General features: G+C 44.4%; 13 protein-coding genes. 11 read left to right on the forward strand and 2 right to left on the reverse strand.

Features of this window, described 5'->3' with window-relative positions:
* Positions 1-15 precede the first annotated feature (15 nt).
* Both H569_RS21595 and H569_RS22850 read right to left on the reverse strand, forming a co-directional pair.
* Positions 16-735 (reverse strand): LCP family protein, encoded by a 720-nt coding sequence (locus H569_RS21595; protein ID WP_027366205.1) that lies wholly within the window; start codon positions 733-735, stop codon positions 16-18.
* Positions 736-819: 84 nt separating this feature from the next.
* Positions 820-1,044 (reverse strand): hypothetical protein, encoded by a 225-nt coding sequence (locus H569_RS22850; protein WP_169726488.1) that lies wholly within the window; start codon positions 1,042-1,044, stop codon positions 820-822.
* A gap of 134 nt (positions 1,045-1,178) precedes the next feature.
* Here H569_RS22850 and hisG point away from each other — a divergent pair, with 134 nt between their 5' ends.
* The 11 genes from hisG to cas2 all read left to right on the forward strand — a co-directional run bounded on the left by hisG (position 1,179) and on the right by cas2 (position 12,135).
* Complete coding sequence (hisG, locus tag H569_RS0118585; protein WP_027366206.1) at positions 1,179-2,057, forward strand: ATP phosphoribosyltransferase; 879 nt, start codon at positions 1,179-1,181, stop codon at positions 2,055-2,057.
* An 88-nt stretch (positions 2,058-2,145) separates the two neighbouring features.
* On the forward strand, positions 2,146-2,358 hold the full coding sequence (locus H569_RS0118590) for a hypothetical protein (RefSeq protein ID WP_027366207.1): 213 nt from the start codon (positions 2,146-2,148) through the stop codon (positions 2,356-2,358).
* Positions 2,359-2,823: 465 nt separating this feature from the next.
* Positions 2,824-5,376 (forward strand): type III-A CRISPR-associated protein Cas10/Csm1, encoded by a 2,553-nt coding sequence (gene cas10 / locus H569_RS0118600; protein WP_027366209.1) that lies wholly within the window; start codon positions 2,824-2,826, stop codon positions 5,374-5,376.
* Positions 5,369-5,755, forward strand: a complete 387-nt coding sequence (gene csm2, locus H569_RS0118605) for a type III-A CRISPR-associated protein Csm2 (protein ID WP_027366210.1) — start codon at positions 5,369-5,371, stop codon at positions 5,753-5,755. The genes cas10 and csm2 overlap by 8 nt, the downstream gene beginning before the upstream one ends.
* The gene (gene csm3 / locus H569_RS21085) at positions 5,755-6,474 is read left to right on the forward strand and encodes a type III-A CRISPR-associated RAMP protein Csm3 (protein ID WP_034631399.1); all 720 of its coding nucleotides are present in this window, start codon (positions 5,755-5,757) and stop codon (positions 6,472-6,474) included. Before csm2 ends, csm3 begins: the two co-directional genes overlap by 1 nt.
* Positions 6,471-7,451 (forward strand): type III-A CRISPR-associated RAMP protein Csm4, encoded by a 981-nt coding sequence (gene csm4, locus H569_RS0118615; RefSeq protein ID WP_081411115.1) that lies wholly within the window; start codon positions 6,471-6,473, stop codon positions 7,449-7,451. The genes csm3 and csm4 overlap by 4 nt, the downstream gene beginning before the upstream one ends.
* Positions 7,448-8,665, forward strand: coding sequence for a type III-A CRISPR-associated RAMP protein Csm5 (gene csm5, locus H569_RS21090; RefSeq protein WP_034631402.1), 1,218 nt, complete (start codon positions 7,448-7,450; stop codon positions 8,663-8,665). The genes csm4 and csm5 overlap by 4 nt, the downstream gene beginning before the upstream one ends.
* Positions 8,659-9,408, forward strand: a complete 750-nt coding sequence (cas6, locus tag H569_RS0118625) for a CRISPR system precrRNA processing endoribonuclease RAMP protein Cas6 (RefSeq protein WP_034631404.1) — start codon at positions 8,659-8,661, stop codon at positions 9,406-9,408. Before csm5 ends, cas6 begins: the two co-directional genes overlap by 7 nt.
* Positions 9,401-10,783, forward strand: coding sequence for a type III-A CRISPR-associated CARF protein Csm6 (csm6, locus tag H569_RS0118630; protein WP_027366213.1), 1,383 nt, complete (start codon positions 9,401-9,403; stop codon positions 10,781-10,783). Before cas6 ends, csm6 begins: the two co-directional genes overlap by 8 nt.
* Positions 10,780-11,787, forward strand: coding sequence for a CRISPR-associated endonuclease Cas1 (gene cas1, locus H569_RS0118635; protein ID WP_027366214.1), 1,008 nt, complete (start codon positions 10,780-10,782; stop codon positions 11,785-11,787). Before csm6 ends, cas1 begins: the two co-directional genes overlap by 4 nt.
* A gap of 12 nt (positions 11,788-11,799) precedes the next feature.
* On the forward strand, positions 11,800-12,135 hold the full coding sequence (gene cas2, locus H569_RS0118640) for a CRISPR-associated endonuclease Cas2 (protein WP_027366215.1): 336 nt from the start codon (positions 11,800-11,802) through the stop codon (positions 12,133-12,135).
* Positions 12,136-12,411 lie beyond the last annotated feature (276 nt).

Raw genomic sequence — 12,411 nt, forward strand, 5'->3', positions numbered from 1 at the left:
GGCGCCGGCACCGGATTAGGAAGTTACATCTTTTAAAGTTTTGGACCATGTATCAGGTTGGACCTGGCGGAGCTTTCTGTTGCCAACCACTAAGTCAATACCGGGCACATCACTTTTTTTCAGCACACCTGGGCCGTTGGAACGTATCATCTTATAATAAGCCATAACATGGCTGCTGCCGATGTTGCTATCTACCTCGGTGCAAAAAATCCAAAGTACTTGAGGTAATTTAATAATTGTTTTAGGTGTGATCATGGCGCCGGCCAGCTGTCGTATCTCCTCCTGGAGGTTGACCGGTTTGCTGGTGTAATTGCCTTCAAAAACATCCAACAGCGTGGTTTGCTTACCGTTCATCTGTATCTGTCCCAGTGTATTGCTGACATCGACCAACGCCTGCTGGTCGATGTTGATGAATGCTCCTATTGATGTGCCGAATAATTCTTCCATACGGTCAATTAATTTTTGTTGCCCGTATTTTTTATAATAATCGTCAACGGTTAATAATTGGCGGCCGCTGGTAAGCCGGGTGTACCGGGGCACCGAAATAATGCCGATGGGACCTTGTGGGTCCGGAAAAAAAGTCAGGTTTACCGCTTTTAGTTTTGAACCGTCAGTCCATAGGATAATAATGCTGTCGGGCGTTTTATTGTTGGGTGCGGCTGTTGCGGCGGAAGTAGGTAATAAACAGGCAGCGATCAGCACCGGGAGAATAAACAAAGCTGCTCTATTACGCATAATGAATTCCTTTCAATTTGGTATAAAAATAACTAAATGTTATATTTTCCAAATTCGTTCATAAAATACAAGCAACTTTTAGAATTAAAAATAAAATTCCGTAGGAGGATTGGTACTGAAACTTTTTATGCAGTGTCCCTTGGAAGAGCGGAAAAGGTCACGGTATAACTGTTCGAAGTCTTCCTTGGACAGACAGATATATCCGTCTGTATTGGCGAGATAGCCGTTGACTATCAGGTTGAAGAACACGTTACGTTTGGTGATCTTAACCATGGAAAGCTCATATTGATTTAAAGGCAGGTTAATCACGTCCCCAGCATTAATTTACTTAAAAAATATATTATCATATTCTCTTGACAGGGGGTATTAGCAGGTATATACTTGAAAAAGGCTTTAATATGCTAAATAGATAACGAGATAAAGCAACAGGGGGAAACCTTAACATGTCAGATCGAGTGCTTAGACTGGGGCTGCCGAAAGGCAGCTTACAGGAATCAACATTTCAGCTGTTCAAACGGGCCGGGTTCAATATTTCGGTCCGCAGCCGGTCATACTTTCCTTCCATTGATGACCCTGAAATAGAGGTTGTACTGATGCGGGCCCAGGAAATACCCCGCTATGTTAATGAAGGGGTTTTGGATGCCGGGCTCAGCGGCCTGGACTGGATCCTGGAAAACGAAGCCGATGTGGTGGAAGTTGCCGATTTAAATTATTCCAAGCAGACCACCAACCCCATCCGGGTTGTCATTGCTGTGGCTGAAAACAGCAATATCAATAATGTGCAGGATTTGCAAGGGAAACGCATCGCCACCGAATTGGTCCGGCTTACTCGTAACTACCTGGCCAAAAACAACGTTACAGCCAACGTTGAATTTAGTTATGGGGCAACTGAGGTTAAAGTGCCTCATCTGGTGGATGCCATAGTTGATATTACGGAAACCGGAAGTTCGTTAAGAGCCAATAAACTGAAAATAATTGACACTATTTTGGTTTCCACCACCCGCCTGCACGCCAATAAACAGGCCTGGGAAAACCCTTTTATCAAAGAAAAACTGAAAAACCTGGCTGTTTTGCTGGAAGGGGCACTGCGTGCGGATTCCAAAGTCGGCTTAAAAATGAATTTACCAAAAAGCAAGCTGGAAGACGTGCTGGCGATACTGCCTGCCATGAAGCATCCCACGGTTTCACAGCTAATCAACAGCGACTGGCTGGCCGTTGAAGTGGTGCTGCCGGAAAAACAGGTCCGCGACTTAATTCCGGCCTTGCGCAAGGCCGGTGCCCAGGATATCATCGAGTATCCCTTAAACAAGGTTATCCCTTGAAACTATGATCAAGCGTTCTTTCCCTCTGTTCCGGGGTTGTGCTATAAAGCTGGCATCGGATGGATTGGTCAATAGGGGGCTAAACAAAATGATCCTGGGATTAGGTAAAAAGAAAAAAACCGTGAAGGAACTACGGAAAAACCTGGGGCTCACCGCCAAAGAACTGGCCGAAATAACGAAAGTTGGTACAATTGATATTTTAAAAATCGACGGTTTGAAACTTGGAGATGTGCCGGAGCCTTTACGAACAATAATTTCTCCGGTATTAATGGGGAATTATATGGATAAAATCCCCTGGTAGAATGATCAGGTTTTTTGTTGGGTCATAACCGGAGGGCTGGAACCGGCATGTTGGATGACCCGCCGGTCATGTCAAGAAGTGGGAGTTTTCAAGACATTATCGCTAAAAATATGTTTTGAAGACATTATCGCTAAAAATATGTTTTGTGCAAGGAATATGCATGGATATGTAGAATTGGATAATATTATCACCGGGTGCAGGCATAATGAGCCCGGTGATTTTTTTATGAATTCACCAGTCCAGACATGCAGCGTGTCAGTGCTTATGCCTGGTTCCCGGGCTACACCGGCGGCGGGATTTCCTCTTTCCTTAACACGATTGAACGCCATTATCCTGTATTTTTTATCGAACGCCCTTATTTAGGGCGCCTCTGATAGTTTATTGTATCACACCTTTTGAGTGTACATAAAATTGCGGTAAGGTCAGATGTACCTTGAAACCATTACCTGGAAGGGATGATGAAGTTTGGATGTCAGTTATCAACAACTCGTGTACGGGGCTCTATTGCATGATATCGGAAAGTTGGTTCAGCGGGCCGGTCCGGGGGAGGGGAGCCATGGAGACAGGGGGGCGGAATTTGTAAGCGATGAGCTTGTGGGAGATGAATGGCGGGAAGTTGTGGAGTGCGTCCGGTATCATCACGCCGAAGCGCTAAAAAAAGCGAAACTGGCGAACAGCAGCCTGGCCTATATTATTTATGAAGCGGATAATATTGCTGCCGGAGCTGACAGGAGGAAAAGAGATGCAGCGACAGAGCAGAGTCTTTTCCGTAGGGATATGCCCCTTTACAGCATATTTAATGTCTTTAAGTATGACGGTTCTATTTCGGAAACAGTATTTCCCTTAAAAACAATAGAAGAATCCGGACAGATCAACTTCTCGGAGGAAACGAGCCGTGTTGAAATATCACCACAAAAATACTCAAACTTATTTCAGGTCTTTAAAAAGGGCTTCCGGAAACTGAGGACAGGCAGTGATTCTCTCGAATCTCTGCTTAAATTACTGGAAGTGTGTTTGGTAAACGTGCCCTCCAGCACCAGCACCAAAGAGATGCCGGATATATCGTTATATAACCACAGTAAAATTACAGCAATGATTGCCGGATGTCTTTACTATTACTTTGCTGAAGGAGGAATCAAGAACTATAGGGAGCTGTGCTTTGACCAGCCGGAAAAACTAAGACAAGAAAAAACCATGCTCCTGGTCTCCGGAGATATGTCCGGAATTCAGAATTTTATCTATACCATATCAAGCAAGGGGGCTTTGAAATCCCTGCGGGGACGTTCCTTTTACCTGGAAATATTCTTGGAGCATGTGATAGATGAAATCTTGGAGTTGTGTGGTCTCTGCCGGGCTAATTTGCTTTATTCCGGGGGAGGGCATTTTTATCTGGTCCTTCCCCATACGGAAGCGGCCAGGGTAGTTTTAGAAACGGCCAAAGAACGGGTAAACAGTTGGCTGATGGGGATGTACTCCACGGAACTTTATCTGGAAATCTCTTATATTGAGGCCAGCGCCCATGAGTTGGCCAACGGGTTTAACCATGAAGAAAGGTCGGACAATTTCTTAGGTAATTTATTCCGCCGGGCAGCGAGGGCAAATTCCAGGGGAAAACTGCAGCGGTATTCGCACAAGCAGTTGGAGGAATTGATTGATCCCGACAGTCAATTAAACAGCCAGTTGGAAGCGGGTAGAGAGTGCTCAGTTTGTGGATCTTCCCGTCACCAGTTAGCTGCCAAAGACGACAATCTGCTCTGCAGCAACTGCCTGGCACTATTTAACGCAGGTGATAAACTGGCCAGAATGATGGGCGGCGAAGAGGAACGCCCCGTAATTGTAGTCAGGTCGGAAGATGATGAAAAGAATGGACTCCCCCTGCCATCTGTTAAACAAGGACAGGTTTACCTCTCCTTTGCTGGAATAAACGAAGCTCAAAAACTGCTGCGCCAAGGCCAAGCTCGCCGGGTATATTCCATCAACAGTCTTTTGACGGGAAAGAACTATATGACCAATCTTTGGGCCGGTACTTACAGTGCGGCAAGCAGTGGAGAGGGACTGGTTGATTTTGCCACCTTGGCCCAAAGAAGCTGCGGAATAAAGCGGATTGGCGTTTTGAGGGCTGATGTGGATAACTTGGGCCGGGCCTTTATTAAAGGATTTGTATTTCCGAACGGTAAGCCGGACCGGTACAGATATGTCTCACTTTCCCGCAATGCTTCCCTATCTTACAACCTGTCCATTTTTTTTAAATACGAAATTAATAAAATCTGCTGCGGTAAATTGGGAACTCTTAATCCCTTTAAACTGCCGGGAAAAACGGAAGGACCCGGCGCGGAAAAAAACGTGGTTATTGTGTATGCAGGCGGCGATGACGTATTCATTGTCGGTGCCTGGGATGATGTGCTGGAACTGGCGGTTGACCTGCACCAAGCATTCAAGAAATTCACCAACGGTAAAATGACCTTGTCCGCCGGGGTTGGAATTTTTCACGATTCCTTTCCAATAAGCCAGATGGCACAATTAACCGGGCATCTGGAACAATCAGCAAAGTCCGGCACCAAAAATCAAATTGCCCTGTTTGGCCCGGAAATCAATGGCCAGGAGGGAAAACAGGAGAAATACACCTTTAAGCATATTTATCAATGGGATGATTTTACAGGGAAAGTATGCGGCGAAAAGTTGGGCGGGCTCTTGGAATGGTTTAGCATCGGCGAGGACAACACAGAGCCGGGCAAATTGAACTGCGGCATGTCCAGGCTGTACAAGCTGCTCCAGCTTTTTAGGGGTATAGAAGAAGGTTGGGATAAAGATGACCGAATCGAATTGGCCCGCCTGGCCTATGTTTTAGGCAGGATGGAGCCTTCAGGCAAAAATAAGGAACTTTTGGGCGGGGTCTACCTTGAGATGAAGCGGGCCATATATCAATGGGCCTTATCGGCAAAGGACCGGAAAGAGTTGATCACAGCGCTTACCATTTTAATTTATCTCAATCGCAAAGGGGAGGACGACCATGAATAAGGAATACGTGGATAAAGCCAAGAAAGTGGTGGAAAGCCTTAAAAACGATCAAGGTAAAATCAGTCTGACCACCAGCCAGATACGTAAATTTTTGGCCGGGGTCAATGCTGTTAAAAACAAACTGCAAATTTACGAGTCGCAAGGGCTGATCCGGGAAGACAGACTGCACGAAGACATTTTAAGGGATATTCAAGCATTAAAAGTAAAATTGATTTATCAATGCGGTAGGGAGCCAAAGATTGTAAAACCCTTCGCCGAAAAAGCGGAATTAATCAAAGAAATTGACGCTATCAAAACCAGCGTCAGTAAATTCCGTAATTTTGCCGCATATATCGAAGCTATTGTTGCTTATCACAAATTTGAGGGAGGTAGAGACTGATGAGTAATATCAATGGACTACTCGGTAAATTAATATTTGAAGGTAAACTTTGCCTAAAGACCGGGTTGCATATTGGCGCTTCCAAAGATTTTTCATCCATTGGCGCTGTTGATGCGGTGGTGGTCCGTGATCCCCTGACCAGGAGACCCTATATTCCCGGAAGCAGCCTCAAAGGGAAAATGCGCTACCTTTTGGCCCGGATTTACGCGCGGGAAGGGCGGTTGAAGGATATTAAGGAAGAAAACCGGCAGCTTTTACGCCTTTTCGGCAGCAGCGGTGACAAATTAGTTCTTTCCCGGCTCCAGTTTTATGACCTGTTTATGACCGGCGAGAGCGCCGGGCGCCTGGAAAAAATGGATACCGACTTGTATTTGACCGAAATCAAATTTGAAAATACCATCAGTCGTTTGACTGCCATAGCTAATCCCCGTCAGCTGGAGCGGGTGCCGGCGGGAGCTGAATTTGATTTCAAGCTGGTTTATAACGTGGAAAATCTTGAGGAATTGGAGGAGGATATGAGGCACCTGGGCTATGGGACTTATATGCTTCAGGACGATTATATCGGGGGGCACGGCAGCAGGGGATACGGCCGGATAGAATTGTCGGAAATAACAATCAAGTATAAAGACTACGCCCGGGTTTTGGGTAAAGAGACAATGGATATTAAAACCCGGGCGGAACAAGCCTTCAAGGAAGGCAGAAACGGCGTGGTAGCATGATGAAATACTATATTTACAAATTGAAGTTTTTAACGCCGGTGCGTTTTGGCAGCAGTAGCGCCGGGGCAGGGCTGGCACAGAGCAAAATATCCTGCCATGCTGACACTCTTTTTAGCGCCCTTGGCCAGGAATGGATAAATATTTACGGTAACAGGGGGTTTAATGAATTTATTGAGGCCGCCCGGAACAACCGGTTGCTGATTTCAGATTTGTACCCCTGGCATGACCTGGAACTTTATCTGCCCAAACCGGTCCTGCCCCCATTATTTCAACAGGATGTCGATGATGAGGGAAAAACGGATAAAAAGTTGATGAAGCAACTGGCTTATATTCCTGTGAGTAAGTTCCGGGCATATATTGATTTTCTCCGGGACGGGGTGGAACTGCCCTGGAACTCGGGGCATGAAGGCTTTGCTTATGAAGTGCTTCTTTACCGGGCCAATATAGTACGGGAGATTGAAACTATGCCTTACCTGGTTTCAGCCTATCGTTTCGTGGGAACAGGCGGCTTATATTTTATTCTGCAATCATCCGAATTCTGGCGGGAAAAATTTGACATTGTCATTGAAAGCCTGGGACTTTCCGGTATCGGCGGCAAAAGGAGCAGCGGATTGGGCAAGTTTGAACTGGCGGAGGAATCCTTTGAGATAGGACTTTATGATAGTGACTGTATTTTGGAGGAAATGCTGAAGGAAGACGGGGGAGTCTATATGTCCTTGTCAGTGCTGGCCCCTGCGCAGGACGACCTGGCCGTCATCAAGCAGGGTAAATCGTACTATTCCCTGATCAGAAGAACCGGTTTCGTGGCTTCCCCGGTTTATGCCGGTACCCAGCTGAAAAGAAAACCGGTGGTGATGTTTGATGCCGGGTCCTGTTTTCCGGCAAAAATCAAAGGACGGATATTGGACGTTTCAGATAACGGCGGGCATCCGGTCTACCGTTACGGTAAAGGCATGTATCTGGGGGTGAAAATGTGAACCCTGGCGGGAGAACCACTTATCGTTTGAAGCTGCAAGTTATAACGCCCCTTTTTGTGGGCGGGGGGGACAGTGTGAACCTAACCAGGATCAACTACGCTTATGTGCCTGAAGAAAAAAAGGTTTATGTATTGGACGAGCGCAAGTGGATTAATTATTTACTTAATGCAAATCTGCTCGATGATTATGAAGAATACATCCAGCAAGTGGCAGGTACAAGAAAAGGCGGAGCAGATATATATAAATGGTTTCAAGATAAAGAGCGGCGCGTTAGAGCCAGGGCGGGGTCAGTATTCAACCAGGTCAGCTCGGCTGTTTATTCCACTGCCGGTCATCCTGATTTTAAAACCAATGATATTCACGGCTTTATCAAGAATTCGGCCGGTCTTCCTTATATACCGGGCAGCAGCATCAAGGGTGCTTTGCGCACGGCGGTGCTGGCCTCTCATCTCCAAAAAAATGCCGCCGGCAACAAACGATATCTTGATGAATTGGAAAAAATTTTGGCAGACGGCAGCAGGGATAAAAAGGATAAAAAGAAAAACATTGAAAGACTGAGCCGGAAAATAGAGGAAAATTTATTGGATTACCGGAAGCAAATTGACGACAGTTCGCTGGTTTTTAAAGGTATGTCCGGCATATCCGTCAGCGATTCCACACCATTCTCATTGGAAAACCTGATTCTTGTAAAGAAAAGGGATTTATCACTTGTCGACGGCAAGTTGAAGGGGGATGGGTACAGTAGAGGAACATTGCCGCTTTACAGGGAATGTGCCAGGCCGGGCACAGAGGTGGAATTTACGTTGACTATTGATGACTTCAAGATAAATAAAGCATATGGAATCAAGACCTTTAATGATATTGCAGGTGTGTTGCAAAAGCAGTTTGATGCGCTCTTTGGATCGTCGGGGGTCATTGCTGCCTGGCCGAAAAGTATAAACTTCCTGCCTGGAGAAGTCCTGCAGGATAGCGGCAAAGGCATAATGATTATAGGAGGCGGGGCCGGTTATCATGCCAAATCCGTCATTTCATCCCTGGCGGGGGACCCCAAAAAAGCAAACGAGTTGACCAGAAACATTATGCAGCTAATTTTCCATAAACACATGCATTACCAGGACCGGCCGCTCTCACCGCGGGCATTGAAAGTGGCAAAGGTGAATGGTAAGGACGTGTTTATGGGTATCTGCCGAATACGAGAGGTTAAAAAATGTTGAGAACAGTCAAAATTGTATTGGAACCTGACAGGGAAGAAAAATGCCATTATAACATGGCCTCACTTTTTCACGGAATTCTCATGGAAAAGATTGATCGAAATTATGCCGGGCATCTGCATCATAGCGGATTGAAACCTTTCAGCCAGTACCTTGGCAGTGAAAAGGGGGACAATTTATGGATCTGGACGATTAGTACCTTGACGGAGCAAGCCTGGCAGGAGATAGGAAAACCTCTTTTAAACGATGATTTGACGGAATTTATTTTAAAAGACAAAGATCTTAGGTTGGCTGTCAGGGAAAAGAGGGAGGAACATCCTTATACTTACAGGGAATTGACCGGGAAATATTATCTAAATGAGAACCCCAAAAGGAATATAAAAATTAATTTTCTCACTCCCTGTTCCTTTAAATCGGCTAACCAGTACGCTATTTTTCCGGAACTGTCGTTAATTTATAAAAGTCTGATGAATAAATATGACGCCTTCTCCGATCAGTTTTCTTTGAAAAACGATGAGGCCCTCCAGCACCTTTGCCAATATACCAGAATCAGGAGTTATTATTTAAGAAGTACCTACTATTATCTTGAAGGGGTGAAAATCCCTTCGTTTATCGGAAAATTGGATCTGATAATTAGCGGACCGGAAACCATGGTCAGTCTGGCGAACCTACTTTTCAGTTTTGGGGAATGGTCCGGGATCGGTATTAAAACAGCATTGGGTATGGGGGCGATCAAGATTGAGTAGTTATGTTCTTTTTTCATGCGTTGGTTCTACAGACCCTGTCAGGGATAATTATGACGGGCCTATGCTTCATATAATCAGGCATTACCGTCCACACACAGTTTATATTTTTTTAACGCGGGAAATGGGAATGCGGGAGGATCAAGACAAACGCTTTTCCCGGGCAGTCGAGCTCTTGTGTGAACAATTGGCCCATCCGATTGAGATTAATTTAATTTTTTCCCATATTGACAATCCGCACGACTTTGATGTGTTTATTGGCGTCTTTAGTGAGTCCCTGAAGAAAATTGCTCAAACCTTCCCTGAAGATGAAATATTGTTAAATGTCAGCTCCGGCACTCCCCAAATGATGGCCATGCTCTGCCTGGAAACCGTCGTATCATCCAAACCGTTGATTCCGGTGCAGGTGACCACCCCGGCCGCAAAAGCAAATCAAAGTAAAATGGGAGGAGGCGAATACCATGTGGAATGGGAATTCCGCAACAATCTTGATAATGAACCGGATGCGCCAAACCGTTGTGTTCGCCCCAATATCCTGAGTTTTAAGCGGACATTGGCTCAAGGGCAAGTTCAGGCGTTGATAAAAAAATATAATTATGAAGAAGCAGCTCAAATTTTAAGGGGCTATGGAACGAAAGAAAACTCATTGGTCATGAAATTACTTAAATTTTCGGTTTACAAAAAAAACCTTGATTCAGCATCAAATAGCCCGGATTTTTCAGAAATTAAAGATTTGGTGGGTTACCCGAAAATGGATAAGGAATGTATGGAGCTATGTGAATATTATAATGTGGTTAAGCTGCTTCAAAAGACCGGTCATTTAACTGATTTTATCCTGCGCTTAAATCCCCTGGTTACAGAGTTGCAAAGCAAGTTTCTAAAAAATTGCCTGGGTTTTATGATCGATGTAATCATCGAGGAGCGATATAGGCCTGAAAGGAACCGTGGTTCGAAAAAGATTATTGAAAAGTTGGTCAGAAGGCATAAAATAAAAGCTTATGACCCAAAACTGCTGGAATACATCGATGATTACTTTGAAAGTGAGTACCGGGACAATAGCCACAACAATATAAGATTGCAGAACTGCCTGATCAGCTACTTTTTAAGGAGAAATACAGACAAGCAACTGCAATCTTTTGGCGATTTCCTGCAGGCCATGGAAAGCCTTAATCAGCACAGGAATTTAGCTGCCCACAACCTTTACGGGGTTCAGGAAGAAGACATAAAACAAAAGGTTGATATGAGCAGCAGTAAAATTGTCGATAAGCTGGAAGGCTTAATCAAAGTTATTTTTAAAGGACGCTGTAAACACGAAATATTTGGCATTTTTGAAGATATCAATACCATAATATTCGATGAACTGGAGCGTTGCCTATGAGTTTTTTGTATGTCTGTGAGCCTGACACCAGAATAAGGATTGAGGAAGGGCGGATTATAGCGGAAAAAAGTGGTGGCCTGGTGGTCGGCATTCCTATGGAATTATTGGAAAGGGTGGTGTTGATGGGTTCTGCGCAAATGACAGCGTCATGTTCAGCTGAGCTTCTAAAAAAGGGCATCCCCGTAACTTTCCTTTCCAAAACGGGGGTTTTCTATGGCCGCCTGGAATCTACCAAACATGTGAATATCACCAGGCAGAGAGAGCAGTTCAGGGCGGGGGAAGATGAGGATTTTTGCGTCAAATTTTCTGCCGGGATTGTTGCCGCTAAAATCCACAATCAAGTTGTTATATTACGCAGGTACAACCGGCATATAAAAAAGGCTGCGGTAGATGAACATATTTACCAGATGTCGCTGTTGGAAAATGCCGTCTCCGAAGCTAAAGCAATTCCCCAAATTATGGGTTATGAAGGGGCGGCCTCCCGTCATTATTTCAGCGCCTTATCAATGATGGTTAATAAAAATTTTTCCTTTTCAGGAAGAAACCGGATGCCTCCCCTGGATCCGTTTAATTCTCTGCTCAGTTTGGGCTATACGTTGTTGTTATATGAAACATATACTGCATTGGTAAATAAAGGGCTTCACCCTTACGCCGGGTTGATGCATCAAGACAGGCAGGGACACCCGGCATTAGCCAGCGACCTTATGGAGGAATGGCGGCCGGTGATTGTGGATTCCTTGGTGATGAGTATTGTTCAAGGTGGCAGCCTTGTAGCAGATGATTTTAATAAAGATGAGGAAACCGGGGCGGTATTACTTAAGAAAAATACCCTTCGGAAATTTGTAAAATATTTTGAACAAAAAATTAGAAGTGAAGCAAATTACCTTAACCAAGTAAATTATCGCATGAGTTACAGGCGGGCCATTCAGTACCAGGCAGGAGTTCTGGCTAATTGTATAGAAAATAGGGATATTACCATATATCACCCTGTCCGTTTACGCTAATGGGGGGATGCGATGATGGAAGTCAAGCTCTTTGAGGATTATTTTTCTTTTGATGAAGAAGAAGTTGTGGAAAAGCGAAAATACCTGGTGGTAGTAATTTATGATGTTACTGATAACAAACGAAGAAGTAAACTTGCCAAATATTTGAAAAGTTTCGGTTTTCGGGTGCAAAAGTCTGCATTTGAATGTATTCTCGATACTAAAAAATTTAAAAAATTAACTAATGGAATTAAAAATTATATTAACGATGACGATTTGTTAAGGATTTACCGTTTAACAGGAAATGCAGAAGTCCAGGTTTGGGGAAATGTTCAGAGGATGGAAATCGACGAAATTATTGTTGTATAAAATAACCCGTATTAATGAATAAAGGAAAAGTATAGATATGAGCCGCACATTGAATTTATTGAAAAAATTAAGATGCTTAACAATAAAATGCTCATGCATAATAAAAATGGAATGCATAAGCCGCAATACTGTTTTTGATGCTTACTCCGGTGGGCAATTTCGGTCGCATGGTTCATTCTTCATTAACCCCGCCAGGGGACGGAAACTTGTGGCGGCAAGTATGTTTCCTTTTTCATTCAAGTTCATTCTTCATTAACCCCGCCAGGGGACGGAAAC

Origin of the sequence: Desulfotruncus alcoholivorax DSM 16058 (assembly GCF_000430885.1) — a bacterium.
Classification (GTDB): domain Bacteria; phylum Bacillota; class Desulfotomaculia; order Desulfotomaculales; family Desulfallaceae; genus Desulfotruncus; species Desulfotruncus alcoholivorax.